This window comes from Microlunatus flavus (genome assembly GCF_900110855.1).
Classification (GTDB): domain Bacteria; phylum Actinomycetota; class Actinomycetes; order Propionibacteriales; family Propionibacteriaceae; genus Microlunatus; species Microlunatus flavus.
The window spans coordinates 17,817-37,331 of record NZ_FOFA01000006.1 but is presented as its reverse complement, the minus strand read 5'-3'; the positions used below and the strand labels follow the sequence as shown (position 1 = coordinate 37,331).

Here is a 19,515-nt window from a genome sequence, read left to right as displayed (position 1 = left end):
CCCTCCCAGGGCTCCCAGCACGCCCGACCCCGTACGACCTGACGTCCCCGCCGCCGTGGGCGCTCGAACCCCGACCGACCCAGCACCACGAACCACCGAGGACACCTGATGACCCGCTCCCCGCGTCGCTCCCGACGCCTGCTCCTGGCTGCACCGGCGGCCGCCGTCCTGCTCGGCCTGGCCGCCTGCGGCGGGACCGCCGCCGCGGGCGGGGGTGGCGGGGACGACGGCGGGACGTTCCGCTTCGCCCTGGCCTCGGACCCGAGCTGCCTCAACCCGCGCGTCTCCGGGAACAACGACGCCGCGTACCCCTCGCGCCAGCTCGTCGACTCCCTCACCGACCAGGACCCCGAGACCGGCGCGATCAAGCCGTGGCTGGCGTCGTCGTTCGCCGTGAACAAGGCCGCGACGCAGTTCACCTTCACCCTGCGCGACGGCGTCACCTTCAGCGACGGCACCCCGCTCACCGCGGACGTGGTCAAGCAGAACTTCGACGAGATCATCAGCCACGGGGCGGCGCAGGCCCAGTCGCTGCAGTTCCTCACCGGCTACCAGCGCACCGTCGTCGTGGACGACACGACGGCCCGCGTCGAGTTCGGGCAGCCGAACGCGCAGTTCCTCCAGGCCACCGCCAGCCACTTCCTCGGGCTGCTCGCGCCGTCGTCGCTCGCGGTGGACCCGGTCAACCGCTGCGACGCGAACATCGTCGGGACCGGCCCCTTCGTCCTCGACCACTACACCCGCAACACCGAGGTCGTCGAGACGCGACGGGCCGGCTACGCCTGGGGCTCGTCGCTGTGGACGCACACCGGCGAGGCGGCGTCCGCGCGGCTCGAGTTCAAGGTCATCCCGGAGGCCGCGGTGCGCAGCGGGTCGCTGAAGTCCGGCCAGGTCGACGCGATCGGCGGCGTGCCGCCGCAGGACGAGTCGACGATCACCGCGGGCGGCGTCACCCTCCAGGTCCGGCCGAACCCCGGCCAGGTCTTCACGCTCACCCCGAACGTCAGGCGCCCGGCGCTCAAGGACGTGCGGGTCCGCCAGGCCCTCAGCCTCGCGGTCGACCGGGCCAGCGTGGTCAAGGCGGCGCTCAGCCCCAGCTACAAGCCCGCGACCAGCCCGGTCGCCAGCACCACGCCCGGCTACGTGGACCTGAGCAGCCGGCTCACGTACGACCCCGAGCGGGCCAAGACGCTCCTCGACGCCGCCGGCTGGGTGCCGGGCGCCGACGGGATCCGGGAGAAGGACGGGCAGCGCCTGACGCTCGTCACCTACTGGGCGACGAACTTCAACCCCAACCAGGCGGCGCTCGAGCTGATCCAGCAGCAGGCCCGGCAGGTCGGGATCGAGATCGACCTCAACAGCGTGCCGATCGGCGAGCTGCAGGCCAAGCTGGCCACCGGCGACTTCGACCTGTCGTGGGGCAACAGCACCCGCCCCGACCCCGACATCCTGCGCAACACCTACTGGCGCGACGGCACCGCCCCGTACGGGATCACCGACGCCGCGCTGGTCAAGGCCCTCAAGGGCCAGCAGACCACCGTCGACGCCAGGTCCCGCGCGGCCGACGCCGCGACGGCCCAGAAGGTGATCGTCGACCAGGCGCTCGGCGTGCCGGTCTTCGAGCTGACGACGGTCCTCGGCCTGCGGCCCGGCGTCACCGGGGTCCGCTTCGACTCCTACTCGCGGCTGCAGCTCGTGGCCGCGGCGGCGACGCGCTCGTGAACCCGCTCGTCCGCGTCGTCCCGAACGGCACCGCGCGCCACGTCCTCGGCCGGGTCGGGCAGGCCGTCCTCGTCCTGTGGGCGGCGTACACGGTGGCCTTCGGAGTCCTCTACGGCCTGCCCGGCGACCCGGCCGCGCTGATCGCCGCCGGCGGCGACCCGGCGAACAGCTCGGCCACCCCCGAGCAGGTGGCGGCGCTGCGGGCGCAGTACGGCTACGACCAGCCGCTGCTCGTGCAGTACCTGCACCACCTCGGCGCCGCGGCGACCGGCGACCTCGGCGTCTCGCCGCGCACCGGACCGGTGGCCGCGTCGCTGGCGCAGGCGCTGCCGGCCACGGCCCAGATCGCGGCGCTCGGGCTCGTCCTGTCGGTCGTCGTCGGCGGCGGGCTGGCCCTGCTCGCGACGTACGTGAGGGCCCGGTGGGCGCGCCAGCTGCTGCTGTCGCTGCCGCCGCTGGGGGTGTCGGTGCCGACCTTCTGGGTCGGGCTGCTGCTCCTGCAGGGCTTCTCCTTCGGCCTGGGCTGGTTCCCGGCGTTCGGCAACGACGGCTTCTCGAGCCTCGTGCTGCCCGCGGTCACCCTCGCCGTGCTGGGCAGCGCGCTCATCGCCCAGGTCTTCGCCCGCAGCCTGCGGGCCGAGGCGAGCGCGGCGTACGCCGACACGGCCCGGGCGAAGGGGGCGTCGCGGGCGCGGGTGCACCTGCGCCACACGGCCCGCAACGCCTCGCTGCCGACGTTCACGATCACCGGCGTGCTGGTCGGGCAGTTCCTCGCCGGCACGGTGGTGACGGAGACCGTGTTCTCCCGGACCGGGATCGGCCAGCTGACCGCGACCGCGGTCGGTACGCAGGACATCCCGCTGGCCCTGGGCGTCGTCGTCCTCGGAGCGACGGTCGTGGTGACCGTCAGCCTGGTGGTCGACCTGCTCTACCCGGTGCTCGACCCGCGGATGCGCCGGACCGGACGGGCGCCTCGCCGGCCGTCGGCCGACCTGGTGGCGGAGGCGGCCCGATGAGCGCGGCCACCCTCGACCCCCGCGTCGACCCGGTCCGACGCTCGACGGCCCCGGTCCTGGCCCGGCTGCCCGCCCCGGGCGTGGTCCTCGCCGCCGCGTGGCTCGTGCTCGTCGTCCTCGCCGCGGCAGCGCCCACCCTGCTGAGCGGCACCGACCCGTACGCGGCCGACACCGGCGCGCTGCTGCAGCCGCCGTCGGCGCACCACTGGTTCGGCACCGACCAGATCGGGCGCGACCTCTACAGCCGGGTCGTGCACGGGTCGTCGTTGTCGCTGCGGGCAACGCTCGTCGCCGTGGCGGTCGGGGTCTGCCTCGGCGCGGCCGTCGGCCTGGTCGCGGGCGCGGCGGGTGGCTGGGTCGACGCCGTCCTCATGCGGCTGGTCGACGTGCTGCTCGCGATCCCGAGCCTGCTGCTGTCGCTCGCCATCATCACCGTGCTCGGCTTCGGCACCCTCAACGTCGCGGTCGCCGTCGGCTTCGGCAGCGTCGCGGCCTGCGCGCGCGTCATGCGCGCCGAGGTGCTGCGGGTGCACGGCAGCACGTACGTGGAGGCGTCGGCCTCGCTCGGCGTGCGGCGCCCCACGGTCCTGCTGCGCCACGTCCTGCCGAACGCCGCCGGCCCGGTGCTCGTCCTCGCCGCGCTCGACTTCGGCACCGCCGTGCTCGCCGTGTCGTCGCTGAGCTTCCTCGGCTACGGGGCCAAGCCGCCGACGCCGGAGTGGGGATCGCTGGTCGCGTCGGGCCGGGACTTCCTCGGCTCGGGCTGGTGGCTCACCACGCTGCCCGGCCTCGTGATCGTCGCGACCGTGCTGGCCGCCAACCGCCTCGCCCGCGCCCTCGAGGGCCGGCGGGAAGGAGACCTCCGATGACCCTCACGACCCCGCGGGCCGCCGCCGAGCACGACGGGCACCGCAGCACCCCCGAGCCCCGGACGGGCCAGGACCGGCTGCTGGCCGTGCGCGGGCTCGAGGTGGGCTACCGCCGCGCGCGCCGGACCGTGCCCGCCGTGCGCGGGGTCGACCTCGACGTCGCGCCCGGGGAGACCGTGGCGCTGGTGGGGGAGTCGGGCTCGGGCAAGTCGACGACGGCGCACGCCCTCCTGGGGCTGCTGCCGCCGACCGCCCGGGTGACCGGGGGCACCGCCGTCCTGGGCGACGACCCGCTGCTGCCCGCGACGGAGCGCGGGCGTCGCGCGCTGCTGGGGCGGCGTACGGGCCTCGTGCCGCAGGACCCGATGGTCGGGCTGAACCCGGTCGTGCGGGTCGGTGACCAGGTGGCCGAGGTGCTGCGGATCCACGGCCTCGCCGACGCCGCGGAGGCGCGGGAGCGGGCCGTCGAGGCCCTGGCCCGGGCCGGCCTGGACGCGCCCGAGGTGCGGGCGCGCCAGCATCCGCACGAGCTGTCCGGCGGCATGCGCCAGCGGGTGCTCATCGCGATCGCCACGGTCGCCGAACCCGCCCTCCTCGTCGCCGACGAGCCGACGAGCGCGCTCGACGTGACGGTCCAGCGCCGGATCCTCGACCGGATCGCCGAGCTGGGCGCCCGGACGGGCACCGGCGTCCTGCTCATCACCCACGACCTCGGGGTCGCGGTCGAGCGCGCCGACCGCATCGTCGTCATGAAGGACGGCCTGGTCGTCGAGAGCGGTCCGGCACGACAGCTGGTCGCCGAGGCCGAGCACCCGTACACGCGCGCCCTGCTGGCCGCCGCGCCCAGCCTCACGACGCGGCCCCTGGTCGAGGCGCGGCCGCTCCCGGCGGCCGGCGCGTCGCAGGAGCAGGAACCGTTGCTGGCCCTGCGGGGCGTGCGCAAGGAGTTCGCGCTGCCGGCGGGCGGGCCGCGGCGCGTGCTCACGGCCGTCGACGGCGTCGACCTGACCCTGGTGCGCGGCGAGACCCTCGGGCTCGTGGGGGAGTCGGGGTCGGGCAAGTCGACGACGGCGCGTATCGCGGCGCGCCTCCTCACGCCGGACGCCGGGACCGTGACCTTCGACGGCGAGGACGTCACCGGGGTCCGCGGCGAGCGCCTGCGGCGCCTGCGGCGACGCTTCCAGCTCGTCTACCAGAACCCGTACGCCTCGCTGGACCCGCGCCAGCGCGTCGGGGCGAGCATCGCCGAGCCGTTGCGCGCCTTCGGGCTGGCCGACCGCGCGGGCCGCGCCGCGCGGGTCGCCGGTCTCCTCGACCGCGTCGCGCTGCCCGGCGAGGTGGCCGAGCGTCGACCGGCCGAGCTCTCCGGCGGCCAGCGGCAGCGGGTGGCGATCGCCCGGGCGCTCGCGCTGCAGCCCGACCTCGTCGTGCTCGACGAGCCGGTGTCGGCGCTGGACGTCTCGGTGCAGGCCCGCATCCTCGAGCTGCTGGTCGAGCTGCAGGACGACCTCGGGCTCGCGTACCTCTTCATCTCCCACGACCTCGCCGTGGTGCGGCAGGTCGCGCACCGGGTCGCGGTCATGCAGTCCGGGCGGGTCGTGGAGACCGGGCCGACGGAGGCCGTGTTCGCCGACCCGCAGGCCGCGTACACGCGCGAGCTGCTGGACGCGATCCCGGGCTCGGGCGGGCCGGCCGGGGCGCGACGGTGAGCGCGCCGGTCTTCCACTGGTTCCTGCCCACCGGCGGCGACGACCGCGTCCTCGGCGCGGCCAGCCACGGCGCGGCCATCGGGGCCACCGGCGCCCCGGGTCCCGGCTCACCGACGCCGCTGGCGCCCGGTCACCGCGAGCCGACCCTGGGCTACCTCACGCGGCTCGCGACGGCCGTGGAGGACCTGGGCTTCGCCGGGGTGCTGACGCCGACCGGCGCGCACTGCGAGGAGGCCTGGCTCGTCACCGCGGCGCTGCTCGCGCAGACCCGGCGGCTGCGGTTCCTCGTGGCGCTGCGGCCGGGGCTGATGTCGCCGGTGCTCGCCGCGCACTTCGCCGCGACGTTCCAGCTGCTGTCGCAGGACCGGCTGATGCTCAACGTCGTGGTCGGCGGCGACCCGGCCGAGCGGCGCGCGTACGGGGACCCGGCCCCCGACGAGGAGCGCTACCCGCGGGCCACCGAGTTCCTGGAGGTCGTGCGCCGGGCGCTGGCCGGGGAGACGGTCGACCACGCGGGGCCGCACTACGCGGTCGAGGGCGGCCGGCTGCGGCGCCCGCCGGCCGTGCTCCCGCCGGTCTACCTCGGCGGTTCGTCTCCGGGCGCGATCGCGACGGCGGCACGCGAGGCCGACGTCTTCCTCACGTGGGGCGAGCCCGTCGACGCCGTGGCCGCCAAGGTCGCCGCCGTCCGCCGGGCCGCGGAGGAGCAGGCCCGCGAGCTCTGGTTCGGCATCCGGCTGCACGTCATCACCCGCGACACGGCCGCCGAGGCCTGGGCCGACGCGGAGCGCCTGCTCGCCGGTGTCGACGAGGCGACGGTCCGGGCGCGGCAGGCGTCGCTGCGGCGGCTGGCCTCGGTCGGCCAGCAGCGGATGCTCGACCTCCACGGCGGCGACCGCAGCCGGCTCCTCGTCGCCCCGAACCTCTGGGCCGGCATCGGGCTGGTCCGCGGCGGGGCCGGGACCGCGCTGGTCGGCAGCCACGCCGAGGTCGCCGAGCGGATCGAGGAGTACCGCGCCGCCGGGATCGACGAGTTCATCCTCTCCGGCTACCCGCACCTCGAGGAGGCGTACGCGGTCGGCGAGGGCGTGCTGCCGCTCTTCGGCCGGCCGGAGGCACCGGCTCCGACGGTCGGTGCCGGCGCCACCGGGACCGCGGCGACCGCCGGATAACGTCGGGCCATGGCCATCACCTCCCTGCTCGACATCCACCTGCGCCCGGACGCCCCGGAGGACGTGGAGGCCCGCGTCACCGCGGTCCTGGCGGCGACCCGCGCCCGGCCGGGCATCATCTCGGCCGAGGTGGTCCGCGACCTCGAGGACCCGCGCCACCTGGTCGTCGTCGAGCTGTGGGAGTCGGTGGAGGCCGACGACGCCTACCGCGCCTGGCGGGCGACGCCGGAGGGGGCGAGCGAGCTGGGGGAGCTGGCGGGCGGTCGCGTCGCGCTGGTCCGCTACGAGCCGACGAGCATCTGAACGTCGCGGACGGCGACGCCCCCGCGGCGGAGCGCTACCGGTGGAACCGGTCCAGCGCCGGGGCGAACCGGTGGATCTCGCCCTCGCCCACCCCGTTGGCCCGGGCCGTCCGGCGCCAGCTCCGGGTGGCGGCCAGGACCTCGTCGAGCACCGCCGAGGCGGCGGCGGCGCTCAGGCGGAACTGCCGCGCACCGGCCACCAGCTCGCGCAGGGCGCCCTCCGCGTCGTCGGCGAAGTTCACGGTGGTGACGCGGCCGGCGCCCGCGTCGGGGTCGGGGTTGAGGTCGAAGGCCGGGGAGAGGGTCCACCCCGACGAGGCCCGCAGGAACCCGTGGTTGCGCATGTGGTCGTCGACGTTGTTGATCACGAGCATGAACGCGACGCGTCGCCACAGCCGGGCGAGGTCGGCCGCGACGGCAGCCCCGTGCTCGGCCATGGCCTCGGCGAGCTCCAGGTAGTCGACGCTCACGCCGTCGGCGGAGCGCAGCAGCGTCATCGCGCTGATGTAGCCGAGGCGCGCCGGCCCCCGCCGGTCGAAGCGGTCGAGCAGCAGGGCCCGGCGTCGCCCGACGCCGACGAGCCGCGCGGTCGGCACCTCGATCCCGCAGGCCTGCGCGAGGTCGAGGGCGGTCTTCTCCCACGCCATGACGTCCCACTGGTCGCCGGCGTGCGGGAACTTCGCGATCAGCAGCCGGTCCCCGGCGCGCACCGACGCCTTGGGCCGGGCACCGCCGAGCGACCCCGACCCGGCCGCCAGCAGCTCCTTCACCGCGGCCAGGTCGTCGGTGCCGTCGTCGGCGACCGCGTCCGCCGCCCGCAGCAGCCGGGGCAGGGCGACCAGCCGGGGGACGTCGGCGGAGACGTCGAGGTACGGCCCGCCCTCCTCCACGGAGAACCTCAGGGCACCCTGCCGGGTCTGGTCGGCGACACCGAGCAGGTAGTCGACCTCGCGGATCGTGGGCGGCGCCTGCTGCGCCAGCCGCGCCTGCGTCCTCAGCCGCTTGGCCACGAGGTTGCGGCCCCAGCGGTCGGGCGCACTGTCGGCGAACGCGCCCGGCAGCCCGTCGACGTGGTGCCGGCTGGCGACCAGCGCCAGCTCCGGGCTCAGCGCGTACGCCGCCCTGGACCGGGTCCAGCCGGGTTCGTAGGTCAGCGTCGTCGACACGACCCCGCGGCGTTCGCTGACGTGCGCGGTCGCCGCCGGGGTCGCGACGCCGTCGACGTCGACCGCCACCCGCAGGCGCGAGGCCGGCACCGACGTCACGAGGTCACCGCCGCACCCGCTCCGGCAGCGTCTCCTCGGCCCGCGCGCGGCCGAGGTCGGTCTCGTACGGGTCGAGTGCGGTGACCACCCGGTCCAGCTGCCCGAGCGCGCGGGCGACGCCGAGGAAGACGTCGAGGCCCACGCCCGGCTCGCCGTGCTCCAGCCGGCGCAGGGTGGTGCGGGTGACGTGGGCCCGCTCGGCCACCTGCTCGGCGGTCAGGTTCTGCAGCTTGCGCCAGGTCAGCAGATGACGCCCCAGCTCAGCGGCGCTGCGCTCCACCCGCACCGGGCGTTCACGAGAGGGCACGGTCACGCCTTACGGTCAGCACATCAACCATTGTCGCCGTTAATGGGCAGAATAACAACCATTGTCGGAGCGAGCCCGACCTCAGCCAGAAAAAGCACGTTTGTCGACCTGAAAGCAGGCTAAGGTCTGCGGACCTCGTACTCAGGAGATGCTCGTGCTGCGTCCGCTCAAGACCGCCCTGGCCCTCGCGGCCCTCACCGGAGGCGTCCTCGTGGTCCCGACGGCCGCCCGGGCCGACACGACGGCCACCGTCGAGGTGGTCGGAGGCGTGGTCCGGTTCGACGCCTCGGGCCGGCTGGGGACGGCTCGCATCGCCTACCGGTGCTTCGACCCGCAGGCGGTCACCCCGCGTAGGGAGCTGCAGACCTCCCTCGAACAACCGGACCACGTCGACGGGCACGCCGTCGGCCTCCCCGACACGGACCTCTTCGTCACGTGTGACGACACCGCGCGGACCACGGTCGTCACCTACGCGCGCACCCACCTCCCCGACGACGAGCGCCCCGCCAAGAACGGCAAGGGCGAGCTCTCGTTCTACCTGGGCTCGGGCGGTCCCGGCGACTTCGGCCCGGTGCACAAGAAGGTGACGGTCACCGGCGTCGTGGGCACCGGCGACCGGGCCCGCCCGTTCGACTTCGACGGCGACGGCCGCGACGACCTCGCCGTCGGCACGCCGGGCGAGAGCGTGGGCACCGAGGACTTCGCCGGCAGCGTGACCGTGCTGCGGGGCGTCAAGGCGGGGACGACGGCCGTCGACAGCCAGCTGTGGTCGCAGGCCAGCTCCGGCATCGCGGGCACCGCCGAGTTCGGAGACCGGTTCGGGGCGGTCGTGGCCTCGTCCGACTTCGACGGCGACGGCCACGCCGACCTCGCGGTGGGCGTGCCGGCCGACACCGTCAGCGGCAAGGACGAGGCCGGCTCGGTGAACGTGCTGTACGGCACGTCGTCCGGGCTCGCCTCCGCGCACGACCAGCAGTGGTCGCAGGCGTCCAAGGGGGTCCCCGGCTCGGCAGAGGGCGGCGACCGCTTCGGATCCGCGCTCGCCACCGGCGACTTCAACGGAGACGGCTACGGAGACCTGGCGGTCGGCGTGCCCGAGGAGGCGGAGAAGGACCTCGGCTCCGCCGGACGGATCCACGTCCTGTACGGGTCGACGTCCGGCCTGCGGAGCAAGGGGTCCCAGTCCTGGGCGCAGAGCTCCTCCGGCGTCCGCGGCTCGAGCGAGCGCAACGACCGGTTCGGCGCCTCGCTGGCCGCGGCCGACGTCGACGGTGACGGCCGGTCCGACCTGGCCGTCGGGGTGCCCGGCGAGAACGCCGGAACGGGCGCGGTGGCGCTGCTGCGAGGCAGCAAGAAGGGCATCACCGCCTCCTCCGACGAGCTCTGGTCGCAGAACTCCACCGGGTTGGACGGCACTGCGGCGACCGGTGACCTGTTCGGTGCCGCGCTGAGCTTCGGCGACTTCGACGCCGACGGCCACCCCGACCTCGCCGTCGGTGTCCCGAGCAAGCTGGTCCAGCCGTGCGACGAGTGCGACAGCCAGGGCGCGGTGCAGATATTGCGCGGATCGGGCCAGGGGCTGACGACCGCCGGGAACCGGGTGTGGCACGTCGGCCAGCCGGGTCTGCCGGGCGACGCGGCGGGGGCCAACGACTTCGGGCAGAGCCTCGTCTCCGGCGACTTCGACGGGGACGGCGCGGCCGACCTCGCCGTGGCGGCCCCTGGCGCCGACGTCGACGACCAGCCGGGCGCGGGCGCGGTGTACGTGCTGGACGGTTCGGACTCGGGCCTGCAGGCGCACGGTTCCGTGCTGACCCAGGCCACGGCGGGCGTGCCGGGCGACCCGGAGCCGGTCGGCGGCTTCGCCATGAGCCTGGCGGCGCGCCGCTTCTCCTCAGAGCGCGACTCGCTCGTCGTCGGGCTCCCGGGCATCACGGTCGGCGGCCACAAGAGCGCGGGCGGCGTGCTCGTCGTCCCGGGCTCCGAGCAGGGCCTCGTCCCGTCGGGCACGCAGCTGTGGACGCAGGCCTCGCCCCGCGTCGACGAGAACCCGGAGGACCTCGACCAGTTCGGCCACGTCGCGGGCTGACCGAGGAGGACCGTGTCCGGGCGGGTCAGGCGCGCAGGCCGCGCAGACCCGTCCGGATCTCGTCGACGAGGATCTGGGGCTGCTCGAGGGCGGCGAAGTGCCCGCCCCGGTCCGCCTCACCCCAGTGGACGAGGTCGCTGTACGCGTCCTCGACCCAGCTGCGCGGCATCCGCGGGACGTCGCGCGGGAACACCGTGACGGCGACCGGCAGGGTCAGCCGCGGACCGGCCATCGTGGCTGACCGGTTCTCCCAGTAGATCCGCGCGGACGAGGCTGCGCTGTTCGTGAACCAGTAGAGCGCGATCGTGTCGAGCATGGCGTCGCGGTCGAGGGCGTCCTCGGCCCGCCCGCGGTTGTCGGTCTTGGACTGGTACTTCTCGTAGATCCACGCCGCCTGGCCGGCCGGCGAGTCGGCCAGGGCGAAGCCGACGGTCTCCGGCTTCGTGCCCTGCAGGTGGTTGGACCCGCCCAGTGGACCGCCGTAGTGCGCGAGCCCGTCCACGGCGCGGCGCTCCTCCGCGGTCAGGGTCGCGGGGATCGTCGCGGGGACGGCGTACGGCGTGCTCAGGTGGATCCCGAGGAGGCCCTCGGGCCTCGCCGCCCCGAGCACGGTCGTGACGGCCGCGCCCCAGTCGCCGCCGTGCGCGCACCAGCGCTGGTAGCCGAGGCGCCGCATCAGCTCGACCCAGGCCCGGGCCACGCGGTCGACGTCCCACCCCGTCCCGGTCGGCTTGCCCGAGAACCCGAAGCCCGGCAGCGAGGGGATGACGACGTCGAAGGAGTCGCGCACGTCGCCGCCGTGGGCGACGGGGTCGGTGAGCGGGCCGACCATGGCGAGGAAGTCGGCGACCGAGCTCGGCCAGCCGTGGGTCAGCAGCAGCGGCATCGCGCCCGGGTTGGCGGACCGCACGTGCAGGAAGTGGAGGTCGAGCCCGTCGATCCGGGTGAGGAACTGGGGCAGCGCGTTCAGCCGCGCCTCGAAGGCGCGCCAGTCGTACGCCTGCTCCCAGTGCGCGACGAGCGACCGGGCGTCCTCGAGGCGGACGCCCTGCGACCAGTCGGAGACCGTCTCGGGGTCCGGCCACCGCGTACGCCTCAGCCGCTGGCGGAGGTCGTCGAGCTCGGCGTCGGGCACCGCGACGCGGAACGGTCGGACCTCGGGTGCCTCGGCGGCGGAGGTGGTGGTCATGACGGTGGCTCCCTCGAACGGTGTCCGCGTGGCGTTTGCACACTGGTGTGCAACGTACGGCGTTGCACACGGCTGTGCAACCATGGACGGGTGCCGACGGCCGAGGACGTGCGGACCCGTGGTTGACACGCGGGAGCGGATCCTCGACGTGGCGATCGAGGTGCTCGGACGCAACCCCGACGCCGGCATGGGTGAGGTCGCGGCGGCGGCCGGGGTGGTGCGGCGGACCGTCTACGGCTACTTCGCGACGCGGTCCGACCTCGTTCTCGCGCTGACGCAGCGGGCGGTCGCCGAGATGACCGCCGTCCTGGCCGAGGAGGCGGCTCCTGACCGGCCCGCCGACGAGGCGTGGGCCGCCTTCATCGCCCGGCTCTGGCCCCTGGCCCACCGCTACCGCGTGCTGGTGGTGCTGCGCCGCGGGGAGCTGGGTCCCGACATCCACGCCCTCCTCGGCCCCGTCGAGGACGGGCTCGCCGACCTCGTCCGGCGGGGCCAGGACGGCGGGGCGTTCGGCCGGCACCTGCCGGCGGAGGTCCTGGGCCAGGTGGCCTGGTCGGCCGTGTTCACGCTCGCCGACGACGACCCGACCGGCACGGCGTTCGGCGCCTCCGGCGTGGCCACGACGACCCTGCTCATGCTCGGCGTCCCGGCACCGCGGGCGCGCGACGTGGTCGACCGCACCGGGTGAGGACCCGGCGGTCCGCGCCGGATCAGCCGTCCGACCAGCCCTCGAGGCGTTCCGTGAGCTGCGTCAGGTACGCGGGCGGTCCGGCTTCGGCGAACCACAACCAGAGCTCGGCGGCGTGGACCGGGAACCAGGCCCGCACGGCGCGGGCGTCGGCGCCGTAGCCCTCGACGAGCGCGTCGACCGACCGCTCGTCCTTGAGCGAGGCCCCGTACGCGGCGCGCGCCAGCTCCCGTACCGGGTCGCCGAGGTGCGCCGCCTCCCAGTCGAGGACGGCGGTGATCTCGTCGGAGACGGCGAGCAGGTTGCCGTCCGTCCAGTCGCCGTGGCAGAAGACCGCGGGCGTCGGCGGAGGGACCGCGAGGGGCAGGGGAGGCCCGCCGGTCCGGCGGTACCGGTCGACGATGCCCGCGTCGTCCGGCGCCGCAGGAAGCCCCGTCGGTGGTCGGCGTCGGTGGAGGCGTCGCAGCCAGGGTCCCGACGCGAGCAGGCGCCGCAGCCGGAGGTCGGCGGTGCCGGCGTCGAGACGCTCGCCCGGCAGCAGGGTGATCAGGACGGAGTCGGCGCGCTCGTCGAGCAGCTCGGGCACCGGGAGCTCCTGGTCGGCCAGCGCCCGGAGGGCGGTGACCTCGACGGCCTGGCGCGCGGGTCCGCGAAGCGCTTCTCGACCGCGGGCCGGCCGTGCCACGTCGTCCTCCGGACGTGCCCCACAGCCCCCTGTCGCACCTGGCCATCCTCTGCAGGGCGGCCTCTTCGAGGAATGGCGGGGCGTCGGGAAGCGTTGTCGCGCCATGGCCGAGGACTTCGAGCTCAGCACCCGGACGATCGAGTTCCCCCGCGCGCACCGGCCGGAGTCGGCCTACCAGAGCGCGTACGACCTGCTGGCCCGGCGGGCGCCGGAGCAGGCGCTGGCGCTCGTCGAGAAGGCTCTCGAGGAGGACCCGCGCAACACCGGGCTGCGGTCGCTGCGGGCCTGGGCGTTCCTGATGCGCGCCCAGCTGCAGAAGGCCGAGACCGAGCTGGTCGGGCTGGTCGAGGAGACCCCCGACGACGTCTGGGCCCGGCACGCGCTCGGCCGCGTCCTGGAGCGGCAGAGCCGGCTGCGCGAGGCGCTGCCGCACCTCAAGCTCGCCGCCGTGATGAGCGGCGACATCGAGCACGAGCTCGACGTCCTCCGGGTCGAGCGGCTCCTCCTCACCGACGACGGCGAGGCCTGAGCCTCCCGAAGAGGAACGCTCCCTGCGATGTTCGAGGAAGAGCGCTCCCCGAGATGTTCGAAGGAGAACGCTCCCTGAGATGTTCGAAGGAGAACGCTCCCGGAGCTGGTCGCAGGTCAACGCTCCCTGAGCTTGTCGAAGGGCCTCGAAGAGGTCGGCGTGCTCCGCCTCAGGACCACGCCGACCCGTCCCGGGCCCTTCGACAGGCTCAGCGAGCGTTCGACAATCTCAGGGGCCGTTCGACGAGCTCAGGGAGCGTCGGCCGGCTCCGGGTCCGATCGCCCGCTCAGGGAACCTCCGGCTCGGCGGGCAGGACCACCTCGAAGCGGGTCCCGGCGCTGCTCGAGGTCACCCCGACCGTGCCGCCGTGGGCGTCGACGAGGCTGCGGACGATCGCGAGGCCCAGCCCGGTGCCACCCGTGGAGCGGTGCGCGGGCCCGCGGTAGAAGCGGTCGAAGACGCGGGTCTGGTGCTCGACCGGGATGCCCGGTCCGGCGTCGCTCACGACCAGCACCACCGAACCGTCCTCGCGACGCACGGCCACGTCGATCGGCGTGCCGGGCGGGGTGTGCTGCAGGGCGTTGCCGGTGAGGTTCAGCAGGACCTGGCGCAGCCGCTGCTCGTCGCCGCTCACCACGCCGGTGGGCTCGCCGGGGGCGGGCGTCGTCACGCCGACCGGCCGCTCGGGGTCGATGACACGGAGGTCCTCCACGACCGTCTCGGCCAGCACGCCGAGGTCGACCGGGTGGCGCTCGAGGAGCGGCCCGGCGTCGAGCCGCGCGAGCAGGGCGAGGTCCTCGACGAGGTTGGTCAGGTGGGTCGCGCTCTCGGCGATCCGCTCGAAGGCCCGCGCGGCGGTGGCCGGGTCGTCGAGCCCGCCCTCACGGTGCAGCTCGGCCCACCCCTGGATGGTCGTCAGCGGGGTCCGCAGCTCGTGCGACGCGTCGGCCACGAACCGGCGGAGGCGCTCCTCGGCGGCCTGCTGCGCGTCGAGCGCGTCGTTCACGGCGTCGGCGAGCACCGCGGTCTCGGCCATGCCCGGGTCGGCCGGTAGCCGGCGGTCGGAGTCGCCGGCCGCGACGGCCCGCGCGGCGTCGGCCATGGCCCGTACGCGCCCGAGGCCCCGGTCGACCGTGGGCGGAAGCAGCAGCACGATGACCGCGCCGGCGACGACCGTGAAGGCGATCTCGAGCAGCGCGGTCCGCTGCAGCAGCCGTTCCCCGCGCGAGGTGTCGAAGCCGAGCACGATCGTCGTGACCGTGCGCACCCGCCCGCCCGACGAGACGCTGAGGGGTCGTACGTCGTCGACCGCGATCAGGACGGCCGCCACGGTCAGGACGCCGGCCAGCGTCGCCCCGACGCCGAGGGCGGCGGTCAGCAGCGGCAGGCCTGCCGCGATCAGCGAGGAGAAGGTGACGGCGAGCACGAGCAGCGCGACGCCGACGCCGATGAGCTCGGTGGTGCTGATGCCCTGCCCGGTGCTCGTGTACATCGCGCCGCCGAGGGTGGAGGTGAAGCCGGCGCCGGGCGGGGCCGCGGCGGCCTTCTCGACGGCCGGGACGGTCGAGGCGGGCAGCGCGGTGACGCTCACGTCGAACTGGATCTGCACCAGCGCGTAGCGCCCGTCGGGCGAGATCGTGCCGACGGCGTCGGACGCGAACGGGTCGTCGACGCTCGTGACGTGCTTGACCTTCTCGACCGCCTCGACCCGGTCCTCGACCTCGGACCGACGGGTGCTGATCGGGCCCGAGGTGCTGCCGAAGACGATCTGGCCGGTCGTCCCCGAGGCCAGCGGGAAGCGTTGGGCCAGGGTGTCGATGCCGCGCTGCGACTCCGTGCCCGGGATCGTGAAGTCGTCCACGAGCTTGCCGCCCGTGACGCCCGCGAGCCCGAAGAGGGCCACCGCCAGGAGCAGCCAGACGGCCAGCACCCGCAGCCGGCGCCGGACGACCAGGACGCCGAGGGAGTGGAGCAGGCTCGACATGGACGGTCCTCCGTACGCCGGGTGCCGGCGGCCCCCGCCGCCGGCGGCCTCAGCCAACCGAGGCGTCCTGACGAGCGGCTGCCGGAAACCTGAACGTCTCCTGACGACGTGCCGAGTCCTCGGGCTCAGCCGAACACCGGGTCGTCGATGAGCATCCGCCAGGTGCCGTCGGGCTGGCGGCGCAGGACCTCGGCGGTCGTGCCGCTCTGGCGCAGGGTGGTGCCGTCGGGCAACACGACGTCCGCGGTCCAGGAGGCCGAGCTCAGGGCGACGTCGCCGGCGACGTACAGCTTGCGGGTGCTCCCGTCGATGCGGGCGATCGCGGACGCCAGCCCCTCGGCCATGGTGCGGAGCTCGTCCTCGCCGCGGGCGAGGCCCCCGTCGAGCTGGACGGCGAGGCCGGCGGGGTCGTAGAGGGCGAGCAGCGCGTCGACGTCGTGGGCGTTCGTGGCGCCCAGGAAGGCGTGGTGCAGCTGCTCGGGCTCGGTGACGGGGGACCGCGTGCCGGTCGGGCCGGCACCGTCCGCGTGGACGTCCGTTGTGGTCTGGGTCTGGGGCTGGGTCTGCGTGGTCATGGATGGAGCCTCGGGCCGCGCGGACCCCGTCGCCATCCCAGCTTTGTGGGGAACCTCGCCGGCGGGTTCAGGCGACGGCGAACCGGGCCACCAGGTCGCGCCGGCTGCTCACCCCGAGCTTGGCGAAGACCGCCTTGAGGTGGTCCTGCACCGTGTGCGGCGACAGGTGCAGGGCGGCCGCGATGGCCTTCGTCGAGGCGCCCTTCAGCACCAGGCCGACGACGTCCTGCTCGCGCTGGGTGAGGCCGCGCGCCGCGATGGTCAGGGCGCCGACGACGGCCGCGCTCGCCCGCTCGACGGTGAGCACCACGGAGCGCTGGCCGGCGGTGCCCGCCAGCGGCAGGCCCTGCACGACGACCCAGGAGCCCGACCGGGCCCGGACGCGGGCGGTCGTCAGCGAGTCCCGCGCCCGGGCGGACGCGGCCACGGCCAGCACCCCGGCCGGGAGCGATCCCCGGTCCCAGCCGCCGAGGTCGTCGACGAGCTCCTCGGCCGCGGCGCTCATCCCGGTCACCCGGTCGGTGTCGTCGACCACCAGGACGACGGGGATCCGCGAACCCTGCGCGCCGGCGTCCGCGTCGGTGAACAGGGCGTTCCGCGTCGCCGCGGCGACGACCTCGTGCACGGCCCCGACGACGGCGCCCTCGGCGGCGGTGAAGAACGGCTCGCCCTGGCGCCGGTAGAGACCGAGGGCCGCCCAGGTCGTCCCGCCCGAGCGGCAGACGAGCCGGATCTCGTCGACGAAGCCGAACTGCGGGGTCATGTACGCGCTGAGCCGCCGGCACCGTTCCGGGTGGCCGTCGGTGTCGACCGAGAGGACCCCGACCGGGACGTCCCGGTCAGCGATGTCGACGAGCTGGTTGAGGTCGGGCTCGCCGTACTCGGCGGCCGTGAACTCCTCGTCGCCCAGCGGCAGCGGCGCCGACTTGTACGCCCGCGTGATCAGCCCGCTCGTCGGGTCCGTCGTCGCGAGGCAGGCGAAGGCGAAGGGCACGTCGCGCGCCACCGTGACGAACACCGCGCGGGCGACCGACGCCACGTCGGGGGAGCCGGCGGTCGCGTCGGCGATCCGCTCGGCCAGCGGCCGGGTCGTCGTCCTCACGCGGCCATCCTGGTCGACGCCGCTCGCGGACGCGACGCCCTCGGCCCAAGTCCCGCGAAGTCCCCACGAAGTCCCCAGAAAGCTGGGATTCCCGGCAGGTCGTCGCGCGACCACGCTTCCGGACATGACCAGTCACCTGCCCGACCGCGACGCGGTCGACCTGCCCACCGACGACGCCTCGACCGGCCACACCCACACGGCGCGCTGCTACTGGGACCTGCACCGCGCCACGTGGTCCTGCGGCCCTGCCACCGGCCTCGACCTGGCACCGCCGGCGGCGCCGGCGGCTGAGCCGGAGCGGCCGCTGGTGGACGTGCGCGACATGGTCGTCGTGCACACCGCCCTGCTGCGTGAGCTCCGCCTCGCGCCGGCCGCCGTGCTCCGGGTCGGGACGGGTGACCGGCGGGGCGCCGAGCGGGTCGCCGCCCACGTGCTGTTCCTCACCGACCTGCTCCACCACCACCACCAGGGCGAGGACCGGCTGCTGTGGCCGCCCCTGCGCGAGCGCGCCTCGGCCGACGCCGTCGCGCTGATCGACGAGGTCGAGGAGCAGCATGCCGGCCTCGACCTCGAGCTGGGCTGCGTCGAGCGGTTCCGGGTGGCGTGGGCCGCCGAGCCCACACCGGGAGCGCGTGACCAGCTCGCCCACCACCTCGGGCACCTGCACGCACTCCTGGCCGAGCACCTCGACCTCGAGGAGCGCGCCCTCCTGCCGCTCGCCGCCGCCCTGCTCACGCAGGCCGAGTGGGGCGCGGTCGGCGAGGCCGGGGCCGCCGGCGTCGCGAAGCGGCACCTCCCGCTGGTCTTCGGCATGTTCGCCTACGAGGGCGACCCCGCGGTCGTCGCGGCGATGCTCGGTGCGGCGCCCCGCCTCGCCCGCGTCGTCATCCCGCCGGTGGCGAGGAGCGCGTACGCCCGCCGCGCCCGCCGGGTGCACGGCACGTCCCGTCCCTGACCAGGAGCCTCAGGAGGCCGCGGCGAGGCGGTGCGCAGCCACGGCGCCTGCTCCACCGGCCGCGCGCCGGGCGGCGTCCTCGTACACGGCGTGGAGCCGTTCGGTGCTGCGGCCGTCGTCGAGGGGGTTGAACGTCTGCCGGAAGCGCCGGTAGCGCCGCCGCCGGGTGGTGCGGCCCGCGCGGACGTCGGTGAGCACGTCGAGGAGCTCGTCGGGCTCGTGGACGAGGGGTCCGGGGGCGACGGGCTCGAGGTCGAAGTAGAAGCCGCGCAGCGTGTCGCGGTAGGCGTCGAGGTCGTAGGCGTAGAAGGCGATCGGCTTGCCGGTGGCGGCGAAGTCGAACATCGTCGAGGAGTAGTCGGTGACCATGACGTCGGCGGCGAGGTAGAGCTCGGCGACGTCGGGGTAGCGCGACACGTCGACGACGCCGGGGAGCTCCTGCGCCGCGCCCAGGTGGGTGACCTTGTAGTGCAGCCGGGGTAGCAGGCGGAAGCCGGGACCGAGGGCGGCGGCCAGCTCGTCCAGCGGCAGGGCGTAGCGCAGGCCGCCGGCCGGGGGCTCGAAGTAGTCGCGGTCGCGCCAGGTCGGGGTGTAGAGGACGGCCGTGACGCCCTCGGGGAGGCCGAGCTCTGCGCGGACGCGGGCGCGGACGGCCGGGGCCTGCGGCGAGACCAGCAGGTCGTTGCGGGGGTAGCCGGTCTCGAGCACGGGCCCCGTGTAGCCGAAGGCGGCGCGGAGCCGAGGGGTGCTGACCGGGTTGGGGGACAGGAGCAGGTCCCAGCGGGCGACGTCGCGGTCGAGCTCGGCCAGGCGGCCCTCGGGGGCCCAGAGGACGTCGTGGTGGATGCGCTTGAGCGGGGTCCCGTGCCAGGTCTGGAGGTAGGTGGTGCGCGGCGACTTGCGCCACTCCATCTCCAGGTGGGTGTTGGCCACGACGAGGTCGGCGGACTCCAGCGCGTCGACGGCGGCGTCGCTGTCGATCGGCACCGTCAGGGCGTCGGCGGGGAAGCCGTGCTGGTGGTCGGGGTCGGCCAGCCAGACGTGCTCGCCGGGGTAGGTGTGGCGGTAGGTCTCGTAGAGCACCCGGGGGCTGTCGCTGTAGCGACCGTCGAACGCGTTGTAGACGACTCTCATGGCGTGCCTCCCTGAGGGGCTCGGAGCGGTGGGGACGCTGCGTCCGGCTCACGACGAGACGGGGAGACGAGCGCGTGCGCACGGGCGAACGGTGACGAGCCGGCGTGCGCGACGAGGGCTGCGCGAGCGGTCCGACCCTGCTCCGCGCGACCGTCGTGGGCTCGTCCTGCAGCGGCTCGACCCGGCTGCTTCGGGTCGGCACTCACCTTCTTCCCCGCAGGGC

18 protein-coding genes are annotated in these 19,515 nt (G+C 75.1%); 10 read left to right on the top strand and 8 right to left on the bottom strand.

Translation table 11 applies throughout. The annotated features are described in order from the left end of the window. Window positions 1-108 precede the first annotated feature (108 nt). Genes BMY04_RS14075 through BMY04_RS14050 form a run of 6 tightly spaced genes read left to right on the top strand, consistent with a single transcriptional unit; the run spans window position 109 to window position 6,791 of the window. The gene (locus tag BMY04_RS14075; RefSeq protein WP_091181923.1) at window positions 109-1,722 is read left to right on the top strand and encodes an ABC transporter substrate-binding protein; all 1,614 of its coding nucleotides are present in this window, start codon (window positions 109-111) and stop codon (window positions 1,720-1,722) included. Further along, the gene (locus BMY04_RS14070; RefSeq protein WP_091181919.1) at window positions 1,719-2,738 is read left to right on the top strand and encodes an ABC transporter permease; all 1,020 of its coding nucleotides are present in this window, start codon (window positions 1,719-1,721) and stop codon (window positions 2,736-2,738) included. Before BMY04_RS14075 ends, BMY04_RS14070 begins: the two co-directional genes overlap by 4 nt. Next, window positions 2,735-3,607 (top strand): ABC transporter permease, encoded by an 873-nt coding sequence (locus BMY04_RS14065; protein ID WP_091181917.1) that lies wholly within the window; start codon window positions 2,735-2,737, stop codon window positions 3,605-3,607. Before BMY04_RS14070 ends, BMY04_RS14065 begins: the two co-directional genes overlap by 4 nt. Further along, a complete protein-coding gene (locus BMY04_RS14060; protein ID WP_091181914.1) occupies window positions 3,604-5,316 on the top strand; it encodes a dipeptide ABC transporter ATP-binding protein in 1,713 nt (570 codons plus the stop codon). The genes BMY04_RS14065 and BMY04_RS14060 overlap by 4 nt, the downstream gene beginning before the upstream one ends. Then, window positions 5,313-6,488 carry an LLM class flavin-dependent oxidoreductase gene (locus BMY04_RS14055; RefSeq protein ID WP_091181911.1) on the top strand — a complete coding sequence of 392 codons (1,176 nt, stop codon included), beginning with the start codon at window positions 5,313-5,315 and terminating at the stop codon, window positions 6,486-6,488. The genes BMY04_RS14060 and BMY04_RS14055 overlap by 4 nt, the downstream gene beginning before the upstream one ends. A gap of 9 nt (window positions 6,489-6,497) precedes the next feature. Beyond that, on the top strand, window positions 6,498-6,791 hold the full coding sequence (locus tag BMY04_RS14050; RefSeq protein ID WP_091181906.1) for a putative quinol monooxygenase: 294 nt from the start codon (window positions 6,498-6,500) through the stop codon (window positions 6,789-6,791). A 34-nt stretch (window positions 6,792-6,825) separates the two neighbouring features. Here BMY04_RS14050 and BMY04_RS14045 read toward each other — a convergent pair whose 3' ends face one another. Beyond that, window positions 6,826-8,055 carry a type II toxin-antitoxin system HipA family toxin gene (locus BMY04_RS14045; RefSeq protein WP_091181901.1) on the bottom strand — a complete coding sequence of 410 codons (1,230 nt, stop codon included), beginning with the start codon at window positions 8,053-8,055 and terminating at the stop codon, window positions 6,826-6,828. A gap of 4 nt (window positions 8,056-8,059) precedes the next feature. Then, window positions 8,060-8,362, bottom strand: a complete 303-nt coding sequence (locus tag BMY04_RS14040; protein WP_091182448.1) for a helix-turn-helix domain-containing protein — start codon at window positions 8,360-8,362, stop codon at window positions 8,060-8,062. 154 nt (window positions 8,363-8,516) lie between these two features. Here BMY04_RS14040 and BMY04_RS14035 point away from each other — a divergent pair, with 154 nt between their 5' ends. Then, a complete protein-coding gene (locus BMY04_RS14035; protein WP_170854148.1) occupies window positions 8,517-10,451 on the top strand; it encodes an FG-GAP-like repeat-containing protein in 1,935 nt (644 codons plus the stop codon). 25 nt (window positions 10,452-10,476) lie between these two features. Here the strand turns inward: BMY04_RS14035 and BMY04_RS14030 are convergent, their stop codons facing one another. Beyond that, window positions 10,477-11,640 (bottom strand): epoxide hydrolase family protein, encoded by a 1,164-nt coding sequence (locus BMY04_RS14030; protein ID WP_091181892.1) that lies wholly within the window; start codon window positions 11,638-11,640, stop codon window positions 10,477-10,479. Window positions 11,641-11,758: 118 nt separating this feature from the next. Here BMY04_RS14030 and BMY04_RS14025 point away from each other — a divergent pair, with 118 nt between their 5' ends. Beyond that, entirely contained in the window at window positions 11,759-12,328 is a 570-nt protein-coding gene (locus tag BMY04_RS14025) for a TetR/AcrR family transcriptional regulator (RefSeq protein ID WP_198410169.1), read from the top strand. 22 nt (window positions 12,329-12,350) lie between these two features. Here the strand turns inward: BMY04_RS14025 and BMY04_RS14020 are convergent, their stop codons facing one another. Beyond that, the gene (locus BMY04_RS14020) at window positions 12,351-13,013 is read right to left on the bottom strand and encodes a phosphotransferase (RefSeq protein WP_170854147.1); all 663 of its coding nucleotides are present in this window, start codon (window positions 13,011-13,013) and stop codon (window positions 12,351-12,353) included. A 103-nt stretch (window positions 13,014-13,116) separates the two neighbouring features. Between BMY04_RS14020 and BMY04_RS14015 the strand changes: the two genes are divergently transcribed. After that, the gene (locus BMY04_RS14015) at window positions 13,117-13,542 is read left to right on the top strand and encodes a tetratricopeptide repeat protein (protein ID WP_091181882.1); all 426 of its coding nucleotides are present in this window, start codon (window positions 13,117-13,119) and stop codon (window positions 13,540-13,542) included. A 286-nt stretch (window positions 13,543-13,828) separates the two neighbouring features. On the opposite strand, the gene BMY04_RS14010 is transcribed toward BMY04_RS14015, so the two are convergent. From BMY04_RS14010 to BMY04_RS14000, 3 genes are all read right to left on the bottom strand, one after another. Further along, complete coding sequence (locus BMY04_RS14010; protein ID WP_091181879.1) at window positions 13,829-15,526, bottom strand: ATP-binding protein; 1,698 nt, start codon at window positions 15,524-15,526, stop codon at window positions 13,829-13,831. Between the two features lie 125 nt (window positions 15,527-15,651). Beyond that, entirely contained in the window at window positions 15,652-16,101 is a 450-nt protein-coding gene (locus tag BMY04_RS14005; RefSeq protein ID WP_170854146.1) for a YybH family protein, read from the bottom strand. Window positions 16,102-16,168: 67 nt separating this feature from the next. Further along, complete coding sequence (locus tag BMY04_RS14000; RefSeq protein WP_198410168.1) at window positions 16,169-17,203, bottom strand: helix-turn-helix transcriptional regulator; 1,035 nt, start codon at window positions 17,201-17,203, stop codon at window positions 16,169-16,171. Window positions 17,204-17,327: 124 nt separating this feature from the next. Here BMY04_RS14000 and BMY04_RS13995 point away from each other — a divergent pair, with 124 nt between their 5' ends. After that, window positions 17,328-18,158: a hemerythrin domain-containing protein gene (locus BMY04_RS13995; protein WP_091181868.1), complete on the top strand. Its 831-nt coding sequence runs from the start codon at window positions 17,328-17,330 to the stop codon at window positions 18,156-18,158. Between the two features lie 9 nt (window positions 18,159-18,167). On the opposite strand, the gene BMY04_RS13990 is transcribed toward BMY04_RS13995, so the two are convergent. Beyond that, on the bottom strand, window positions 18,168-19,292 hold the full coding sequence (locus BMY04_RS13990) for a CDP-glycerol glycerophosphotransferase family protein (RefSeq protein WP_091181864.1): 1,125 nt from the start codon (window positions 19,290-19,292) through the stop codon (window positions 18,168-18,170). Window positions 19,293-19,515: the final 223 nt, after the last annotated feature.

What these genes read in the sequence shown, in the direction of transcription:
- BMY04_RS14075 (WP_091181923.1), top strand. Translation starts at nt 109, where the DNA reads ATGACCCGCTCCCCGCGTCGCTCCCGACGCCTGCTCCTGGCTGCACCG.
- BMY04_RS14015 (WP_091181882.1), top strand. Translation starts at nt 13,117, where the DNA reads ATGGCCGAGGACTTCGAGCTCAGCACCCGGACGATCGAGTTCCCCCGC.
- BMY04_RS14065 (WP_091181917.1), top strand. Translation starts at nt 2,735, where the DNA reads ATGAGCGCGGCCACCCTCGACCCCCGCGTCGACCCGGTCCGACGCTCG.
- BMY04_RS13990 (WP_091181864.1), bottom strand. Translation starts at nt 19,292, where the DNA reads ATGAGAGTCGTCTACAACGCGTTCGACGGTCGCTACAGCGACAGCCCC.
- BMY04_RS14010 (WP_091181879.1), bottom strand. Translation starts at nt 15,526, where the DNA reads ATGTCGAGCCTGCTCCACTCCCTCGGCGTCCTGGTCGTCCGGCGCCGG.
- BMY04_RS14060 (WP_091181914.1), top strand. Translation starts at nt 3,604, where the DNA reads ATGACCCTCACGACCCCGCGGGCCGCCGCCGAGCACGACGGGCACCGC.
- BMY04_RS14050 (WP_091181906.1), top strand. Translation starts at nt 6,498, where the DNA reads ATGGCCATCACCTCCCTGCTCGACATCCACCTGCGCCCGGACGCCCCG.
- BMY04_RS13995 (WP_091181868.1), top strand. Translation starts at nt 17,328, where the DNA reads ATGACCAGTCACCTGCCCGACCGCGACGCGGTCGACCTGCCCACCGAC.
- BMY04_RS14030 (WP_091181892.1), bottom strand. Translation starts at nt 11,640, where the DNA reads ATGACCACCACCTCCGCCGCCGAGGCACCCGAGGTCCGACCGTTCCGC.
- BMY04_RS14005 (WP_170854146.1), bottom strand. Translation starts at nt 16,101, where the DNA reads ATGACCACGCAGACCCAGCCCCAGACCCAGACCACAACGGACGTCCAC.